Annotated in this window: 21 protein-coding genes and 1 tRNA gene; 6 read left to right on the forward strand and 16 right to left on the reverse strand. The window is 63.4% G+C overall.

The window, feature by feature from the left end:
* Positions 1–45: 45 nt before the first annotated feature.
* From deoA to AC0YKC_RS14865, 6 genes are all read right to left on the reverse strand, one after another.
* Positions 46–1,278: a thymidine phosphorylase gene (gene deoA, locus AC0YKC_RS14840; RefSeq protein WP_488511571.1), complete on the reverse strand. Its 1,233-nt coding sequence runs from the start codon at positions 1,276–1,278 to the stop codon at positions 46–48.
* Positions 1,278–2,081, reverse strand: coding sequence for a purine-nucleoside phosphorylase (locus AC0YKC_RS14845; protein WP_434723936.1), 804 nt, complete (start codon positions 2,079–2,081; stop codon positions 1,278–1,280). Before AC0YKC_RS14845 ends, deoA begins: the two co-directional genes overlap by 1 nt.
* Positions 2,078–2,470, reverse strand: coding sequence for a cytidine deaminase (gene cdd, locus AC0YKC_RS14850; RefSeq protein WP_434723937.1), 393 nt, complete (start codon positions 2,468–2,470; stop codon positions 2,078–2,080). Before cdd ends, AC0YKC_RS14845 begins: the two co-directional genes overlap by 4 nt.
* Before the next feature lie 62 nt (positions 2,471–2,532).
* Positions 2,533–3,504: an ABC transporter permease gene (locus AC0YKC_RS14855; protein ID WP_488511572.1), complete on the reverse strand. Its 972-nt coding sequence runs from the start codon at positions 3,502–3,504 to the stop codon at positions 2,533–2,535.
* A 1-nt stretch (position 3,505) separates the two neighbouring features.
* Positions 3,506–4,645: an ABC transporter permease gene (locus tag AC0YKC_RS14860; RefSeq protein WP_320293041.1), complete on the reverse strand. Its 1,140-nt coding sequence runs from the start codon at positions 4,643–4,645 to the stop codon at positions 3,506–3,508.
* The gene (locus tag AC0YKC_RS14865) at positions 4,642–6,174 is read right to left on the reverse strand and encodes an ABC transporter ATP-binding protein (protein ID WP_488511573.1); all 1,533 of its coding nucleotides are present in this window, start codon (positions 6,172–6,174) and stop codon (positions 4,642–4,644) included. The genes AC0YKC_RS14860 and AC0YKC_RS14865 overlap by 4 nt, the downstream gene beginning before the upstream one ends.
* A gap of 257 nt (positions 6,175–6,431) precedes the next feature.
* Here AC0YKC_RS14865 and AC0YKC_RS14870 point away from each other — a divergent pair, with 257 nt between their 5' ends.
* Together AC0YKC_RS14870 and AC0YKC_RS14875 are read left to right on the forward strand one after the other, a co-directional pair.
* Positions 6,432–6,641, forward strand: a complete 210-nt coding sequence (locus tag AC0YKC_RS14870) for a SlyX family protein (RefSeq protein ID WP_488511574.1) — start codon at positions 6,432–6,434, stop codon at positions 6,639–6,641.
* A gap of 54 nt (positions 6,642–6,695) precedes the next feature.
* Positions 6,696–7,103, forward strand: a complete 408-nt coding sequence (locus AC0YKC_RS14875) for a hypothetical protein (RefSeq protein WP_488511575.1) — start codon at positions 6,696–6,698, stop codon at positions 7,101–7,103.
* Here the strand turns inward: AC0YKC_RS14875 and AC0YKC_RS14880 are convergent.
* The 6 genes from AC0YKC_RS14880 to AC0YKC_RS14905 all read right to left on the reverse strand — a co-directional run bounded on the left by AC0YKC_RS14880 (position 7,098) and on the right by AC0YKC_RS14905 (position 12,487).
* Positions 7,098–7,553 (reverse strand): GNAT family N-acetyltransferase, encoded by a 456-nt coding sequence (locus AC0YKC_RS14880; protein WP_488511576.1) that lies wholly within the window; start codon positions 7,551–7,553, stop codon positions 7,098–7,100. The genes AC0YKC_RS14875 and AC0YKC_RS14880 overlap by 6 nt on opposite strands.
* 155 nt (positions 7,554–7,708) lie before the next feature.
* Positions 7,709–8,698, reverse strand: coding sequence for a BMP family lipoprotein (locus AC0YKC_RS14885; protein WP_320293036.1), 990 nt, complete (start codon positions 8,696–8,698; stop codon positions 7,709–7,711).
* A 236-nt stretch (positions 8,699–8,934) separates the two neighbouring features.
* Positions 8,935–9,261, reverse strand: coding sequence for a hypothetical protein (locus tag AC0YKC_RS14890; RefSeq protein ID WP_434723941.1), 327 nt, complete (start codon positions 9,259–9,261; stop codon positions 8,935–8,937).
* A 186-nt stretch (positions 9,262–9,447) separates the two neighbouring features.
* A complete protein-coding gene (locus tag AC0YKC_RS14895; RefSeq protein ID WP_488511577.1) occupies positions 9,448–10,143 on the reverse strand; it encodes a hypothetical protein in 696 nt (231 codons plus the stop codon).
* A gap of 173 nt (positions 10,144–10,316) precedes the next feature.
* A complete protein-coding gene (locus tag AC0YKC_RS14900; protein WP_488511578.1) occupies positions 10,317–11,729 on the reverse strand; it encodes a protein kinase domain-containing protein in 1,413 nt (470 codons plus the stop codon).
* A gap of 17 nt (positions 11,730–11,746) precedes the next feature.
* Positions 11,747–12,487 (reverse strand): metallophosphoesterase family protein, encoded by a 741-nt coding sequence (locus tag AC0YKC_RS14905; protein ID WP_488511579.1) that lies wholly within the window; start codon positions 12,485–12,487, stop codon positions 11,747–11,749.
* Positions 12,488–12,940: 453 nt separating this feature from the next.
* Here AC0YKC_RS14905 and AC0YKC_RS14910 point away from each other — a divergent pair.
* A tRNA-Ser gene (locus AC0YKC_RS14910) sits at positions 12,941–13,030 on the forward strand.
* A 38-nt stretch (positions 13,031–13,068) separates the two neighbouring features.
* Here the strand turns inward: AC0YKC_RS14910 and AC0YKC_RS14915 are convergent.
* Positions 13,069–13,284: a KTSC domain-containing protein gene (locus tag AC0YKC_RS14915; protein WP_488511580.1), complete on the reverse strand. Its 216-nt coding sequence runs from the start codon at positions 13,282–13,284 to the stop codon at positions 13,069–13,071.
* Between the two features lie 102 nt (positions 13,285–13,386).
* On the opposite strand from AC0YKC_RS14915, the gene AC0YKC_RS14920 reads away from it, so the two are divergent.
* Entirely contained in the window at positions 13,387–13,998 is a 612-nt protein-coding gene (locus AC0YKC_RS14920; protein WP_488511581.1) for an alpha-ketoglutarate-dependent dioxygenase AlkB, read from the forward strand.
* A 43-nt stretch (positions 13,999–14,041) separates the two neighbouring features.
* Here AC0YKC_RS14920 and AC0YKC_RS14925 read toward each other — a convergent pair whose 3' ends face one another.
* On the reverse strand, positions 14,042–14,467 hold the full coding sequence (locus AC0YKC_RS14925) for a cupin domain-containing protein (RefSeq protein WP_434723946.1): 426 nt from the start codon (positions 14,465–14,467) through the stop codon (positions 14,042–14,044).
* 54 nt (positions 14,468–14,521) lie between these two features.
* Positions 14,522–15,274 (reverse strand): SDR family oxidoreductase, encoded by a 753-nt coding sequence (locus AC0YKC_RS14930; RefSeq protein WP_488511582.1) that lies wholly within the window; start codon positions 15,272–15,274, stop codon positions 14,522–14,524.
* A gap of 207 nt (positions 15,275–15,481) precedes the next feature.
* Between AC0YKC_RS14930 and AC0YKC_RS14935 the strand changes: the two genes are divergently transcribed.
* A complete protein-coding gene (locus AC0YKC_RS14935; protein ID WP_488511583.1) occupies positions 15,482–16,486 on the forward strand; it encodes a mechanosensitive ion channel family protein in 1,005 nt (334 codons plus the stop codon).
* On the opposite strand, the gene AC0YKC_RS14940 is transcribed toward AC0YKC_RS14935, so the two are convergent.
* Positions 16,469–16,957, reverse strand: a complete 489-nt coding sequence (locus tag AC0YKC_RS14940) for an RrF2 family transcriptional regulator (RefSeq protein WP_434723949.1) — start codon at positions 16,955–16,957, stop codon at positions 16,469–16,471. The two genes, AC0YKC_RS14935 and AC0YKC_RS14940, sit on opposite strands and share 18 nt — an antisense overlap.
* Before the next feature lie 278 nt (positions 16,958–17,235).
* Here AC0YKC_RS14940 and AC0YKC_RS14945 point away from each other — a divergent pair, with 278 nt between their 5' ends.
* Positions 17,236–17,643 (forward strand): hypothetical protein, encoded by a 408-nt coding sequence (locus AC0YKC_RS14945; RefSeq protein ID WP_488511584.1) that lies wholly within the window; start codon positions 17,236–17,238, stop codon positions 17,641–17,643.
* The last annotated feature ends 58 nt before the right edge of the window (positions 17,644–17,701 follow it).

Here is a 17,701-nt window from a genome sequence, read left to right on the forward strand (position 1 = left end):
CAAAAGATAGAGCGGTTCATCCTTTACGCCAAACCATGAACCCCTCTATCGCGGGAAATTACCCCTGAGCACGGTCTTCTCGGGGGGGGGCTTGGAATCGCCCGGGCGAACCTCTGCGCCGACCGGCAGCAGCCTGGTCAGACCGACGGCATGATCGATCTTGTCGTCAGGATGCGAACGCCCGCCACCGAGCGTGACGATGGCAAGCCCGATATCGCGCGTGGCGATGCTGCTAACGAACCCGTCCTGCTCCGCTTTCACAGCCAGTTCGACCGGCGCCGCCGGCAGATATTTTTCCGGGTTCTCGATGAAATCGCCGGGACCGCCGAGCACGGCCACCATCCGCGCGAAGACGGCTGCGGCGCGACCTCCGGCAAGCGCCTCGGTGGCGCGCCTGATACCGTCCTGGTTGGACGAGACGAGCCCCGCCGACTGCAGCATTTCGGCCGCCAGCGCCAGCGTGACATCCTCCAGCCGGCGGTCGCGATAGCGGCCGGTGAGGAAATCGACGGCATTCTTCACTTCGACCGCATTGCCGGCCGCCGAGGCGAGCGGTTCGTTCATGCCGGTGACCAGAGCCGAGGCATTCAAGCCGGCGCCGTTGGCGACCTCGACCAGGCTGTTCGCGAGCGCCACGGCATCGCGCGACTTCTCCATGAAGGCGCCGTTGCCGACCTTGACGTCGAGCACCAGCGAGCCGAGCCCCGCGGCAAGCTTCTTCGACAGGATCGAGGCGGTGATCAGCGGGACCGATTCGACCGTGCCCGTCACGTCGCGGATCGCGTAGAGCCTGCGGTCGGCAGGTGCCAAATCGGCGGTCTGGCCGATGATGGCGCAGCCTGTTTCCAGCACTGTCTTGCGGAAAAGCGCCACGTCCGGCTGGCTGGCATAGCCGGGGATGGCATCCATCTTGTCCAGCGTGCCGCCGGTGTGGCCGAGGCCGCGGCCCGAGATCATCGGCACACAGGCGCCGCAGGCGGCGACGATCGGCGCCAGCATCAGCGAGACATTGTCGCCGACGCCACCGGTCGAATGCTTGTCGGTGGCCGGGCCTGGCAGGTCGGACCAGTCGAGCACGTCGCCGGAATTGCGCATGGCGAGCGTCAGCGCCACCGTTTCCTCGCGGCTCATGCCGTTGAGGAACACGGCCATCGCGAAGGCGCCGGCCTGGCCCTCGGAGATGCTGCCGGTCGTCAGCCCCGCGACGAAGGCCGCGATCTCGTCGGCCGAGAGTTTGTGGCCGTCGCGTTTGCGGCGGATGATCTCCTGCGGCAGCATCAGTCGGGCAGGCCGTCCTGGAAGACGCGCCGCAGGATCGTCGCCAGCCGCGCGCCGCCGACCGGCGCCATATCCTTGGTTTCCTGGTGCGAGAGCTCCGCTCCGGTCATGCCCGCAGCCAGGTTGGTGATGACCGAGCAGGCGGCGACCTTGAGCCCGAGGAAGCGGGCGAGGATGACCTCTGGCACGGTCGACATGCCGACCGCGTTGGCGCCCATGACGCGCGCCATGCGGATTTCCGCCGGCGTTTCGAAGCATGGTCCGGAAAACCACATATAGACGCCCTGATGCAGCGCCGTGCCGGTCGCCTTCGCCGCCTTTTCGATCGCGCCGCGCAAGCCCGCGTCATAGGCCTCGGTGAGACCGACGAAGCGGCGGTCGCTCGGCTCTCCGATCAGCGGGTTCGAGCCCGAGAAATTGATGTGGTCGGTGATCAGCATCACCGAGCCCGGTCCCATTTCAGGATCGACCGAGCCGGCGGCATTGGTGAGGATCAAATGCGAGATGCCGATGCCGGCAAGCACCTCCAGCGCCGGCCGCATCGCGGCGGCGTTGCCATGCTCGTAATAATGCGCGCGGCCGGACAGCATCAGCACCGGCGTGCCCGCGAAATGCCCGGCAACCACCTCGCCGGCATGGCCGGAAACGCCGCTGCGCGGGAAGCCCGGCAGCTCGGCATAGGAGATGCGCCTGGCATCCTTGACCTGGTCGACCAGCCCGCCAAGGCCCGAGCCCAGCACGAGGGCCGCGGTCGGCGCCAGTCCGTCCAGCTTCTCGACCAGATGATCCAGCGCTTCCTTCATTTGAGGTTATCGCCCCTGAAGCCGTAAGGCAGCATGTCGCCCATGGTCACCGTCTCGGCCACGCCGGTATTGTCGCACAGATAGAGCTTCGTGTCCGGCCGGCAGAATTCCGCCAGCCGCTGCCGGCAGCCACCGCAGGGCGAGCATTTGGCCATGCGTTCGGCGATCACCGCGATCTCCACAATCCTGCCGCCGCCGCCCATGATGTAGTGGCCGAGTGCCGTCGTCTCGGCGCACCAGCCTTCCGGATAGGACGCCACCTCGACATTGGCGCCGGTGAAGACGCGCCCGTCCTCGGTACGCAAGGCGGCACCCACCGGGAACTTCGAATAGGGCGCATAGGCCTTGGCCATCGCCGTCTTCGCCGCCTCGAACAGATCATGCGACATCCGGTTCTTCTCTCCCACGATCTTGTTCAAATGCCGGTCGCCCCCGGACGAAAATCCAGCCCTCAGCGTTCCTTCACATAGGGCACGCCGCCGGCACGCGGCGGGATCGCCTTGCCGATGAAGCCGGCGAGCAGGATGACGGTCAGCACATAGGGCAGCGCCTGCATGAACTGCACCGGCACCTTGCCGATTATCGGCAGCGGCGAGCCCTGCAGGCGGATAGCTGCGGCATCGAGAAAGCCGAACAAAAGGCAGGCGAACATGGCGTTGACCGGCTTCCACTTGGCGAAGATGAGCGCGGCCAGCGCGATATAGCCCTTGCCCGCCGTCATGTCCTTCACGAAGCCGCCATTCTGCACCATGGAAAGATACGCGCCGGCCACGCCGGTGAGGATGCCGGTGCAGATCAGCGCGCGGTAGCGCAGCCAGGCGACCGAGATGCCGGCGGTATCGACGGCGGCCGGGTTTTCGCCGACGGCGCGCATCCTCAGCCCGAAGCGGGTACGAAACAGCACCCACCAGGTGAACGGCACCATGGCGAAGGCGAAATAGACCAGGATCGAGTGGCCCGAGATCAGCTCGGCATAGATCGGGCCGATGATCGGCACATCCTTGATCGCGTCGGCGCCGGGCCAGGTGATCGCCTCGAACCGTTCGCCCGGCTGCAGCGCCGGCGTGCGCCCGCCCTGCTGGAACCAGGCCTGGCCGAGGATGATGGTCGATCCGGCGGCGATGAAATTGATTGCCACGCCGGAGACGATCTGGTTGCCGCGATGCGTGATTGAGGCAAAGCCATGCACCAGGGCGAAGGCGACCGAGATCAGGACGGCTGTGCCGAGGCCGATCAGCGCCGAATGGAAGACGGCGGCGGCCGAAGCTCCGGCAAAGGCGCCGACCAGCATCTTGCCTTCCAGCCCGATGTCGAAGATGCCGGCCCGCTCCGAATAAAGCCCCGCCAGGCAGGCGAGCAACAGCGGCACCGAAAGGCGGATGGTCGAATCCAGCACCTGGATGATGGCGTTGAACATGTCCATCTCAGGCCCCCTTCCCGTTGACTGCCTGCATGCCGACCGATTTCGGACTGACCGAGGCGAACAGCGCCTGGATATAGGGCCTGAACATGTGCTCCAGCGCGCCGGCGAACAGGATGACCAGGCCCTGGATGATGACGATCATGTCGCGGCTGATCGCCGGCATCTCGAAGGCGAGCTCGGCGCCGCCCTGGTAGAGCATGCCGAACAGGATCGCCGCCAGCACGATACCGACCGGATGCAGCCGGCCCATCAGCGCCACCGCGATGCCGACATAGCCGGCGCCGGACACGAAATCGATCGCGACATTGTGCTGGTCGCCCATCACCGGGTTGAGCGCCATCATGCCGGCCAACGCGCCCGAGATCATCATCGCGGTGATGATGATGCGGGTTTCCGAAATGCCGGCGTAGCGCGCCGCCTTCGGGCTGTGGCCATAGGTGCGCATTTCATAGCCGAGCCGGGTGCGCCAGATCAGAAGCCAGACCAGGAACGCCATCACCAGCGCCAGCAGGAAGCAGATGTTGAGCGGCGCCGAGCGGATCTTGGCGCCGAACAATTCGATGATCCAGTTGAGCTTCGGCAGTTCGGCGCCGGCGAGAAAATTGCGCGTCTGCGGCGCCTGCGAGCCGGCCGGCTTCAGCGGGCCGACCAGCAGATAGACCATCACCGAGGCGGCGATGAAGTTGAACATGATGGTGGTGATGACGATGTGCGAGCCGCGCTTGGCCTGCAGATAGGCCGGGATCAGCCCCCAAAGCGCCCCGAACGTCGCCGCGGCCACGATCGCGATCGGAAAGATCACCCACCAGGGCATCACGCTGTCGAGGCTCAGGCAAACGAGCGCGATGCCGAGGCCGCCTATATAGGCCTGGCCCTCGGTGCCGATGTTGAACAGGCTGCAATGCGCCGCCACCGCCACCGAAAGGCCGGTGAAGATGAAGGTCGTGGCATAGAACAGGGTGAAGGCAATGCCCGTGCCCTTGCCGAAAGCGCCCTCGACCAGGATGACGGCGGCGCGGAACGGGTTTTCGCCGACCAGCATGACGACGAAGCCGGCGACGATGAAGGCGACCGACAGGTTGATCAGCGGGATCAACCCATAATCGGCCCAGGCCGGCAGCTTGGCGTAAGGCGTGCTCATTCGGCGGCCTCCTGGTGCTCGACGCCGGCCATCAATAGGCCAAGCTCGCCTTCGGTCGCATCTGGGCCGCGCTCGCCGACGACACGGCCGGCGAACATCACCAGGATGCGGTCGGAGAGCGAGCGTATCTCGTCGAGCTCGACAGAGACCACCAGCACGGCCTTGCCCTGGTCGCGCATGGCGATCAGCCGCTTGTGGATGAATTCGATGGCGCCGACGTCGACGCCGCGCGTCGGCTGGCCGACGATCAGCACGCCGGGATCCTGTTCCATCTCCCTGGCCAGCACGATCTTCTGCTGGTTCCCGCCGGAGAAATTGGCCGTCTTCAGCCGCGGATTGCCGGGGCGGATGTCATATTTCTCGATCTTGTCCTTGGCGTCGGCCATGATGGCATCGATGTCGAGGAACGGCCCCTTCAGATAGCGTTCGTCGTCGTGATAGCCGAGGATCGAGTTCTCGTTCTCCTCGAAGGCGAGCACCAGCCCGACATGATGGCGGTCCTCGGGCACATGGGCGAGGCCGCGGTCGCGCAATTCGCCGGGATCGGCCTTGCCGGTGAGATCGATCGGCTTGCCGTCGAGCATAACCTCGCCGGAAACCGCATGCCTGATGCCGGAAATCGCCTCGAGCAGCTCCGACTGGCCGTTGCCGGCAACGCCGGCGATGCCGACGATCTCGCCGCCGCGCACGTCGAAGGAGACGTTGTCGACCATGGTGACGCCGCGCGAATCCTTGACCGTCAGGTTCTTGACCGAGAGTTTTACGGCGCCGGCTTCGGACTCGCCCTTCTCGACCCTGAGCAATACCCGCCTGCCGACCATCAGCTCGGCCAGTTCGCCGACGGTGGTTTCCTTTGTCACCCGGGTCGCCACCATCGTGCCCTGGCGCATCACCGAAACCGTGTCGGTGATCGCCATGATCTCGCGCAGCTTGTGCGTGATGAGAACGATCGTTTTTCCCTGGTCCTTCAATTGCTTGAGGATGCGGAACAGGTGGTCCGCCTCGGCCGGCGTCAACACGCCCGTCGGCTCGTCGAGGATCAGGATCTCGGCGCCGCGATAGAGCGCCTTGAGGATTTCGACGCGCTGCTGCAGGCCGACCGCCAGTTCTTCGATGACGGCGTCGGGTTCGACCTCGAGGCCATATTCGCGCTCCAGCCGGTCGAGCTCCGAGCGAGCCTTGGCGATGCTGCTCTTCAGCAGCGCATCGTTTTCGGCGCCGAGGATGACATTTTCCAGCACCGTGAAATTGTCGACCAGCATGAAGTGCTGGTGCACCATGCCGATGCCGAGCGCGATGGCGTCGTTGGAGGTATGGATCGAAACCGGCTTGCCGTCGACGCGGATCTCGCCGCTGTCGGCCTGGTAGAAGCCGTAGAGGATCGACATCAGCGTCGACTTGCCGGCGCCGTTCTCGCCGACAATGCCGTGGATGGTGCCGCGCGCGACTTCCAGGTTGATGTCGCGGTTGGCGCGCACGGCGCCAAAGCTCTTGTTGATGCCTATGAGCTCGATTGCGGCTTGCGCCATGCAGCCAGTTCCCACTGTTATTTTTTTATCGCTTGGTCAAAATGCCTAGCATGATGCCCCGCTTATGCCAATCGGCCGTTCACTCTCGACAAATCCCCGCGCCCTTGTCAATTTCGAACCTGAGCAGGTTCCGCAAAAGTGTCCCACGGTTTTGCGATCGGAACCTGTGAAAACCAACAGAGCATAGGCAGATATACGTGGGGCTCCCACGTATATCTGCTTAGGTGGAAGTTCACATTCACAAGGGTCGGTTTTGCATGGCCAAACCTGACGATCGGCTGACGACGCTGGAAATCCGCGCCGCCGAGCAGGAAAAGATCATCGAGGAACTGTCCGGCCAGATCGCCGAGCAGTGGAAGGTGATCGAGCGCATGGAGCGCAAGCTCGCCGCCCTGACAGACCGATTCCTGGAGCTGGAGGAGCAGACCACCGCCGACGTGCCGGTGACCAAGCCGCCACATTGGTGAGAAGCCGTGGGGGTGAGAAGCCATGGGGGTGAGAAGCCATGGGGAAAGATGGCCATGTCCAGTGAAAGCGACCGTGTCGCCAGGGCCGGCGACTATGTCTTTGGGCTGATGAACGACAGGGAGCGCGCCCGCGCCGAACGCGACCTTGAGATCGATCCCGCCTTTCGCGACACGGTGCTGCGGTTGGCCGAACGCCTGCGCGCCTTCGATCCCGCAGGACCCGAAGGACGCGACAATCGCTGGGAGCTGGTCACGCAACGCCTTGCCGAATTGCCGCAGATGCAGACGCGGCTTGCCGGCGTCGCCGCCGCCGAGACGCAAGCACCGCAGCCGATGATCCACCGGCTCGAGCGCAAGCCCCACGGCGTCGGCCTGCATTCGCTTGGCGGCAGGCTGGGCTTCGTCATCGCGCTTGCCCTGGTGGCCGCCTTTGCGCTCGGCTATCTTGCTGGAACGCTATAGATCTCTCGACATCAGAAGCATCGGCTCGCCGCCCTGCTCGAAAATCTCGACCGCCCTCCATCCGAGCGCTTCGTAGAAGGCCCGCGCCTGCCAGGTGTAGAGATAGAGCGTGCCGGCACCGGTCGACGCGGCATGGGCCTCGACGGTTTTGACCAGCGCCGTGCCGACCCCGCCGCCGCGATAGGCTTCCTCGACGATCAGCCCGGCGAGCCATGGCGTCAGATCGTGCGGCGAACTGATCTCGTCGCGGACGAGCAGGCAGCTCCCGATCAGCCGGCCACGGTCGCGCGCGACGAAGGCCGCCTCGAAGCCGTCGCCGGCGATCAGCCCGCGCAGCCCGGCCATGTCCTCGTCGAGTGTCCGATCCGTGCCCTCGAAGAAAGCCTTGAGACGAAGCCGCGCCATCGGCTCGACGTCGCGTTCGGCCATGGCTTCGATTGCCGGTCGCATCATACGTCTCCAAAACGAAACCGCCGGGCGTCGGCCCGGCGGTTCAAACCCTGAAGCAATTCCTGGAAAAGTGCGTAGCGGCTTTCCGCCCGGAATTGCGAGAAACAAAAAGTCAGGGCGGTTCAATCGCTGAACCGCTCTGCTTCAACGGCCGATCAATAGGGGCAAGCGTTGTCGGTGGTGTAGTCGTGCACCTGCACCTTGCCGGAAATGATGTCGGCCTTGGCCTTTTCGACGGCGGCCTTCATCTCATCGGTCACCAGCGCCTTGTTGTTGTCGTCCATGGCGTAGTCGACGCCGCCTTCCTTGAGGCCGAGATTCTGGAGGCCGCCCTTGAAGGTGCCGTTCTTGCCGTCCATGAAGGCGTTGTAGACGGCAACGTCGACGCGCTTCATCATCGAGGTCAGCACCTTGCCTGGCTGCAGGCCATTCTGGTTGGAATCGACGCCGACGCCGAGCTTGCCGGCATCCGCCGCCGCCTGCAGCACGCCGACGCCGGTGCCGCCGGCCGCGGCGTAAACCACGTCGGCGCCCTGGTCGATCTGCGTCTTGGCGATCTCGCCGCCCTTGGCCGGGTCGTTCCAGGCGGCCGGCGTATCACCGGTCATGTTCTGGATGACGTCGGTCGCACCCGCCGACTTGGCGCCGCCGACATAGCCGCATTCGAACTTGCGGATCAGCGGGATATCCATGCCGCCGACGAAGCCGACCTTCTTCGACTTCGACGCCATCGCTGCCAGGATGCCGACGAGGTAGGAGCCTTCGTTCTCCTTGAACACCAGCGAGCGGACATTGGGCAGGTCGACGGCATCGTCGATGATGGCGAAATTCAGGTCCGGATAATCTTTCGCGACCGCTTTCAGCGCGTCCTCCCAGGCAAAGCCCGCCATGACGATCGGGTTGCGGCCGTCCTCGGCGAAGCGGCGCAGCGCCTGCTCGCGCTGCGAGGCGTTGGAGACCTCGAATTCGACGTAAGCCACGCCGGTTTCGGTCTTGAACTTCTCGGCGCCGTGATAGGCAGCCTCGTTGAAGGATTTGTCGAACTTGCCGCCCAGATCGTAGAGGATGGCCGGCTGCACATCCGCGGCGAAAGCCGGAAGAACCATTGCGGTTGCGGCCAGTAGGCCGAGAACGATACGTTTCATGTGATCCACACCCTGTCGGTTATTTTTTCCATTTTGCACCGCCTGCCCGCCCGGTTCTCCGGCGGGCTTGCAGCGCCAGGCAGGAAGTGTTTCCCTCCCGCTCGCGGTCAATCTGGCACGGCCCGAAACAAAATTCACGTGGAATTTTGACCTGTTGGAAAAAGCGGTTACCGGCAGTTGGGCTCGGCGGTTTCGCCGTAGCCTTCCCGTCTGGAATTGCGTCAACGCAAGCGCCTTCAGGGGCTTGGAGCGAATTCCGCGCCGCGACGCTTGCGGCGGTAGCCGATGGCGTAGAGCAGGAAGGCAAGCACCGCGAACACCGCAAAACCGGGCTGCGCGAGCACCCATGCGACGGCGCCGTCCCAGACCAGCGGGCTCGCCTTGGCGCGCACGAAAGTCTCGAAAGCCGCGCGTGTGTCGGGCGACACGGCAAGCCAGCTTGCGTTGAGCGGCGTCATCACCAGCGAGGAGGCGGCGACCGAGCGTGTGGTGTCGATCACCGCCATGATGACGGCGATCGACAGCGCAACCATGGCTGCCAGCCGAAAGATGAAACGCAACATCGACGCTCTCCCCGGGAAGGGCTCCCGTCTACCCCGCAATCGACATAGAGCGTGCGTGGTTCCCGCGCAATCGCGGCCCGTGAAATTAGAGCAATTCCAGGAAAAGTGTGAGCGGTTTTCCGTCCGGAATTGCGTAAAAACAAAGGGATAGAGAGGTTCGCCGTTTCCGTGAAACGGTGAAACGCTCTAGCGAGCCCGCGCGGGTCTGCGCCGGTTCACCCGCCAGACGGCGAAAATGCCGCCGGCGATCGCGCCGACGATCAGGCCTCCCAGGCCGACAAAAGCCGCGAAAAATCCGCAGGCGCCCTCGAAGCAGCTCATATGCGTCAGGTCCGCGATCAGCGAACCGGCGAAGAACCCGCCGCAGGCGCCGATCGCGCCGCCGAGGATGATGCCGAGCAGCGCGGCAAGGATCGAGACGAAGACAGGCGGCCGCTCGGTCTCCGGATTGGCGTAGATCGTGTCGGCGCCGGCTCCGTTGCGCAGGAGATAGATGCAGAGCAGGCCGATGGCGATCTCGGCGACGGCGAAGCCCAATGCCTCGGTCGAGAAGGCGAAGCTGTAAAACACATAGGCCTGGCGCAGGACGAGCCAGACGATGATGGCAATCTGCCAGATGGTGTAATGGCGCGGGAAGCGAGCCGAGCGGTTGAAGGCGAGGCCAAGCAGGTACAAGCCCCACAGGATGGTGATCACGCCACCGACAAGGCCGCCATAGATCAGGAACAACAAATTGTCCGGCAGGCTGAAGTCGCCGATCAGCCGCCAGTTTGCGATCAGCCCGTAGGCCGAAAGACCCATGACGATGACGAGCCAGCCTACCGGAATGAAGGAAAGCCCGCTGTCCGGCCGCCCCGCGGGTTGCTGGTCGATCGATGCCATGTCGGGACGATGCCCCTCGCAAAGCCCATTGCAATTTCAGGAGCAAGCCGCTCCCAGGCGGTATTGCGTAAACCAACACTTGAGAGCGGTTCAGTGAAGCCGAAGCGCTCCAGGGCAGTCGATAGACAGCGAACGCCGAAGTCAAGCGCAGCCAATCCGGCCGAGCACCGACATCAAGACGATCCCCGGCTTTGCTCCTCGACCGCCTTCAACCGGACGACCGACACCGAGCAAAGGGCTCGCGCCACGACCTTGGTCGAGACGCTGCCAAGGTGCCGGCGAATTGCCGACGACGATCGGGCACCGACGACGATATGTCCGACGTCGTTGCGCTCGGCGTAGCTGAGGATAGCATCGGCAGGGCTGACTGCTTCGAGCACGTGATAGCTTATGCGATCCTCCGGCAGATGCAGCGGACGCGCCCAGTCTTTCAGCGCGACCAGTCGCTGCAGATAGACAAGACGTCCCGATTGATCGACACTCGGCGTGTCGGCGATGATCTCGGTCTTCAACACCGTCACGCAAGCCAGCCAGGAATCCGCCCGTGCCGCAAGGACACGTGCCGTTTCGTTGAGAACCTCGCCTGCCAGGGCATCGTTTCCGTTGGCGAGGTCGACCGCGGCCAGCACGATCGGCGGTCCGGCCTGCACTCTCGAGCTGGCAGGCTTCCCCACCAGCGCTTTCTCATCGGGCCTGCCCAGCAGATTCCTGATCGCGTCCCAAGGCCGTGCGCTCGATGGCGCGCGTGGCCTGGCGACCACGACCTGATCGGGGTTCCTGAGATCCGACAGAACGTGTGCTGCATCGCCATATCGCCTGGATCTGTCCACTTCCATGCATCGTAGGATGATGGTTTCCAGCCACCGTGGAATGGCCTTGTCGACGTCTCGCGGCGGCTTGGGCGCATGGAATAGCCTGCGCTTCATTCCAGCGAGGGTGGCGGGGCGCCCGAACGGCTCATCGCCGGTGACGAGTTGATAGAGGATGCAGCCCAGCGCAAACAGGTCGCTCGCCGGATCCGATCTCTCGCCCAATACCTGTTCGGGCGAAATATAGGCCGCGGTGCCCATCGGCACGGAACTCTCCTCGCCGAGAAGGTCCGGAAGCTCTGCGTGGCGCGCGAGGCCGAAGTCCAGAAGCACGGCGCCGCGTTCCGCAAGAATGATGTTCTCGGGCTTGAGATCGAGATGAACGACCTTCTGGCGATGCAAGGCGGCGAGCGCCGTTGCGATTTCGACGCCGATCCTCGCCGCTTCGTCCGGCGGCAGCGGCGCCCGGCCGACCACGTCCGCCAGACCGGCCCCGGCGACGAACTCCATTGCAATGTACGGCACGTTGGCCAGGCCTCCGGAGGCCGCAAAGCGCGGCACATGCGGACCCGAGAGGCGTTTTAGGATCAGTTCCTCGGCCTCGAATCCAAGAATCGCCGAGACGTCCCCTCCCGGGTCGAGAAAGGGAACCTTCAAGAGGAGCGGAAAATCGAACTTCGGATTTCTGGCGCGCCAGAGCGCCGCCATGCCGCCGGACTGAAGCTTCTCGACGAGTTCGAAACCGTCGATGTTTGTCCCTGCTTCGAACCTCTCCATCGATCCTCTCCGGGGACTTAGCGGCCGATTTTCAGGCGCATGCCGAGCCAAGCGGGCAGGCCGGCCGCGCCGATCTTGCGGGCGGTTTCTTCATGGTCATAAGGAACGCGAACCATTGTCACCTCATGCCGATCGGTGTCGAGCAGCGCAAAGCAGGCGGCGGGGTTGCCATCGCGCGGTTGGCCGACGGCTCCCACGACGATCAGATGCCGCCGCAGTTCCGACAGCGGCGCCGCCACGTTGCCCAGGGGCGAAAAATGGACCGGCCGGCTAGCGGGCAAGGCGTAGTAGATGGCCGGGACGTGGGTGTGGCCACAGAAGATGAAACGAGCATCGCTGGAGGACAGACAGCGTTCCGCCGCCTCCCTGTCGCGTATGTACAACCATTTCTCCGGCCTCTCCGCGCTGGCGTGAACGAACAGCCGGTCCTCCGACCGGAGCGAAAGCGGCAGCCGCGCGAGAAAATCGAGATGCGCGGCAGCGAGGTGCTTACGGGTCCACTCGATGGCGAATCGCGCATTCTCGGTCATGTCGGTCCGGACCAGTCCCACCGCTTCGTCATGGTTGCCCATGATGCAGGAGGCACCGTTTTCCACCAGACCGGCGGCCGTCTCGATCACATAGGCTGGATCTGGCCCGTACCCGACCAGATCGCCGAGCAGAACCAACTGGTCCGGTGCCCGCTTGCGGACGGCCTCCAGGACTGCGTCGAACGCCTCGCGGTTGGCATGGATGTCAGACAGGATCGCGAAGCGCATTCAACCTTGTCCCGGGACCGGCGCAACATAGCAAGGGGATGGCTGCAAAGGATTTGATCCGGCTCAATGCCCCATCAGCCTCCGACAAGCTTCCCTCATGGCGGCAGCCTTCTCGATTTCAGCGACATCTGCTGCCGATCGGTAGAGGAGAAATTGAACGACCGGCACCCTTATGCGCGAACGCCCTCGGACTCTGGTCGCATCGAGAGACGCGCAGGCATTCCTGGATGCGGGCCTCTGCCATTCGCGACAAAAACCTTCGCCGTGCCATTATGGCTTGGCATTCGCTTTCGGATCGACTAGATGAGCCCCGCGCCCGTTTGCCTAGACGGCTAGCGGCGCAGGGAAGGGTTGCCTGCCGGTTGAAGGCACCCCAGATGCCCGTCCAGGGCTTCCCGCGGGAACATCTCCCCAACCCGCGCGGCGAAACCGGCCGACGCGAGATGCTAAGACGGAGAGGTGGCCGAGTGGTTGAAGGCGCACGCCTGGAAAGTGTGTTTACGGGAGACCGTAACGCGGGTTCGAATCCCGCTCTCTCCGCCAGTTAATTGATTCTAATGCGCTTTGGACCTGCTTGGCGTTCAATGACGAGCTCCACGCTCGACCAAATGATATCTGAAACGATCGCGCACGAATTCGTTGAAGAATTGCCCTTTCGAGGGCGCTGCCTTGAAAGCCTCGTAGGTCTCGGGTCCGACAGCCTCGTAGTCGTAGCGGTCGCCGCTGGGGACGAACCATACCGAAAGGATCCGCCTCAACGGATCGTAACGGATGTTGCGGATGGCGGTGGAAGGCATGTTCGCAATCCTGCTTTCCACCCCTAATCCCCGGCAAAACGCGAGGTTCCGCCAAGCAGGGGCTGGACTTGCACAAGCGCTCCAGTTGCCTATCTGAGCCGCATGCCATCACCAAAAAGCCGAACCGCCGACGGCGCTTTCCAAGGCGATCTCTTCGGCGCGCCCACAGGCGCGCCGACCGCCCCCGAAGGCTTCTCCTACCGGCCGGACCTCATTTCCCGCGACGAAGAGCACGAGCTGGTCGGTCGCATCCAGGGCCTGAATTTCAAGCCGTTCGATTTTCACGGCCATCTTGCCAACAGGCAGGTCGTCGGCTTTGGCCTGCGTTATGATTATGAGCGTCGCCTTGTGCTCGAAGCGCCGCCGATTCCGGACTTCCTGCTGCCGCTGCGCGCCAGGGTCGCCGCTTTCGCGGGCGTCCCGGCGACCGAATTCGCGCAGGTGCTGATCAACGAGTACTGCCCGGGCGCCGGCATAGGCTGGCACCGGGACAAGCCGCATTTCGAACTGGTCGCCGGTGTTTCCCTGCTGGCGCCCTGCAGTTTCCGGCTGCGCCGCAAGAACGGCGCGGCATGGGACCGCGAGACGATCGAGGTCGAGCCCAGGTCGGTTTATCTCATGGCGGGACCGGCGCGAAACGAGTGGGAACACTCCATCCCGCCGGTCGCGCAACACCGGTATTCAGTCACATTCCGAACGCTGCGCGCCGACTGAACGCCCAGGTGATCCGCGATCGCCTTGGGGCCAAGCAGTGCCTCTACTTCTTGATCGGAAACGTCAGTTCCTGCTGGCCCGTATCGACCACGAAAACGGCGAGCAGCTTTGCCGGTTTCGTCTTGCTGGCGTTTTCGCTGACGCCGTGGCGGTCGCCGGGCATCTCCGAAAAGCTCTGACCAGCCTTGTAGACCGTGACGGGGCCGTCATTGACCTGGCTGCGGATCTCGCCTTCCAGGACAGTGGCATAGATGAAGGCGGACTGAGGGTGTGTGTGACCCTCCGAGAAGCCTCCAGGAGCATACTCGACGAGAACGCCTTTGATGCTCTTGCCGGGCACATTCGGCAGTTCATGGTCGTAGACCAAGGCGACCTTCGCGCCTTTGCCTCCGCCTGGCGTGCCATCGGCGAACGCCGCACCGGGCAGAAACGCCGCGAGAGCCGTGGCAACAACAACTGATTTGATCATCTCGATTTTCCTTTTCACGGGTTGGACGCCGCCGGACGAAGGCGACAGGCGCGATCATTTCTTGGGCTGGGCGGCGAACCATTCGTCGAAGCCGACTCGGCCGATGCGGGGATGGTTGTCGGAAACCAGCGAACCGTCTTGCAATTTGGTCCCGAAATACCGCGCCTCCGGATCGGCTATGACGGTGCGCTTGTCGCCGACCGCCTTGAGGTAGCGGGCGACGAAATCGCACAGACGCAAGCGCTCGGGACCGGAGATCTCGACGATGCCGTTGACCGGAGCGGCAAGGGCGGCGTCCGTCACGAAATCCGCGACGTCGTCCGAAGCAATCGGCTGAAGGTAGCCCGTCGACAGGCGTGACGTATCGCCGACCGTGCCCTCCTGAGCGATGCCGCGGAGAAATTCGAAGAACTGCGTGGAGCGCACGATCGTATAGGGGATGCCGCTTTCCCTGATGATCTTCTCCTGCGCGACCTTGGCGCGAAGATAGCCGCTGTCGGGCAATCGATCTGTCCCGATGATCGAAAGCGCGACATGGTGTTTGACGCCGGCGGCCCTCTCCGCGGCAATCAGGTTGCGGCCCGAAGTCTGGAAAAATTCGAGCACAGCCTTGTCCTCGAATGAGGGAGAGTTTGCCAGGTCGACGACCACCTCTGCCTCCGTCAGCACATCCGCCAGGCCTTCGCCGGTGATGGTGTTGACGCCGGTGTTGGGCGAGGCCGCAATCACTTCGTGACCGTGCTTGCGAAGGCGTTCGGCGGTTTTCGAACCGATCAGGCCGGTGCCGCCGATGATGACGATTTTCATGTGATGTCTCCCTTCGCGCCTGCTCTTGCAGCGCGCTCTTTGTTCGATGGGCGTCAGGCAAGCGGCTTGATCGCACGATCGCAAACCGGCCTTGCCTTATTAAGGATATTTTGTATCCTTATGGATAGATAATATCCTTAATTGCCAGCTGTAAAGCCCCTTTCGCCCCGGATCCGGCCTGAACAGTTCCATCGAGAGGTTTGTTTGATGCCGCTCATCCTGACCAACGTCCTCGGCATCGCCGGTATCGTCGTCTGGCATCTCCAGGGCAGCAACCGTCCGACGGGCCGATTGATCGTCCAGATCCTGTTCTTTGCCGGGATGAGTTTCGTGCTCTATCTGGGCGGTATCTCGCCGCAGCATGTCGACGACACCAATCTGAAGGGTTTCGCCGCCCTGCTCGCTAAATCGGCCCTGGTCCTGTGGTGGACGCATCTCGCATGGACCATCATCGGCCTGGTGCGCATCTGGCTCATGCTCAACCGTGGCCCGCGCGAAGCGCATCTTGTCCGGGATATGACCGTCGGCGTCATCTATCCCGGCGTGGCGCTGTCGATCATAGGCTTCGTTTTCGGCATGCCGGTCGGCACGCTGATCGCAACCTCGGGCATTGTCGCCATCGTGTTCGGCCTGGCCCTGCAGAACACGCTGGGTGACGTGTTTTCGGGCATCGCGCTGACACTTGGCAGGACTTATGCGATAGGCGATTGGATCCGTATGAAGGATGGCCCCGAAGGCCGCGTTGTCGAAACCAACTGGCGCTCCGCCAACCTGCTCACCGCTGAGTACAATATCGTGGTGGTGCCGAACAGCGTTCTGGCCAGGCAAGCGCTGACCAATCTCAGCCGTCCCGATGACACGCGCCAGATCACGTTGACCGTGCGCATCGTCCCCACGCAACCGAGCTTCGTCGAGCAGGTCATGCGTTCCGCGTTGCAAGGCAGCACGCGGATCGTCCAGGATCCGTTACCGATCGTCGCTTTGAAGACCATCGATGCGGCCGCGATCGAGGTCGACCTGCTGTTCCGCATCGCAAGCCCCGCCGACTGGGCAGTTGCCCGCAACGAGGTCATCGACCTCATCTACAGCCAATGCAAGGCGGATGGCCTTTCGTTGGCCGCGCCGGCCGAAAGCCTTGTCCTCGCGTCGGCCGCGACCAGCGGGGCAAAGATCGTCGGGCGTATCGACGCGCGTTCATCCGGCGCGGTCTAACACCCAATCGAATGTGTCCTTCCAGAGAGCGGCGGGGGTTTCCTGCACGAGCATTCGCCCCAGATCCGACAGCGTCACGCTGCGCAGCTTGTCGCGCCAGGCTTCATCGGCCTCCCACATGATGCGTGCGACAGCGCACGGTCCGCTATAGCAATAATTCTCGGGCAGACAGGGATTGTTCTCGCGGATGTTGTTGCAGACGAAGGTGCGCCCCTTGCCCTCCACGGCCTCGACGATATCCAGAAAGGTCATTTGCTCCGGCGGCTTTGCCAGGCGATATCCGCCCGACGGACCGAGCGTCGTATCGACAAGACCCGCCTGCGACAGGCTCTGCAGCGCCTTGGAGAGATATTCCTTCGGCAGTCCGTGGAGTTCCGCCAGTGCCTTGGTCGACAAATAGCGTCCCTCGGGAACACCGGAGAGAATGGCGCAGCAGTGCAGCGCCCATTCAACTTGGCTTTTCAAAATCATCGATCTTTTCCGGGAACAAGTCGATCACCGCATATTAAGGATACATAATATCCCTATTATAGCATCATGTAAATATTGAGGTTTTGGACGCCTTCGCAGTCATCGGCCGATACGACAAGGACAAATGCTTCAAAGGGTTGGCAACCGGCCACCTGGCATTCCTCATATTCAGGATGACGCGCGCCACCGGAGCATTGGATCCGTGAGACCGTTATGCCGGAACCATTGCCGGGCCCCCGGGGTTGTGTCGTCAGGCTTCCAGATGGAAAGGAAAGACGATGCGCATGTTGACGATGGTCCTGACGCTGTCGGCAATCGCATTGGCGCAGCCCGCTTCCGCCCAACGCGCCGATCCGCAGCCGCCGCAAGCCCTGCCTCCCGCCCAGGAGCCCATCCCCGGCCAGCCCCAATCCGACCAGAACCCCGGTCAGGACGATACTGCCCAGAACGTCACCAACATCGTCGTGGTGGCGATCGAGGACCTGCCTTCGGAAGTGAAGGCGCAGGCCGAGGCCATCGTCACCAGGACGACCGCCAAAGAACTGGCCAAGCTGCAGGACTCGGTCGACGCCTCGCCCGAGGCGACGTCGGTCCTGCATGCGAACGGACTGAATTCCTCGCAGGTCGTCGCCGCCAACATCGACGGTGACGGCACGCTGACGCTGATCATCCAGACGACGGCCTGACCCGACCGGACGGCGGACGTCGCCGGCTGGACATCGTCTTCGGTGAGATCGATCGCTG

Source organism: Mesorhizobium sp. CNPSo 4661 (genome assembly GCF_057784215.1).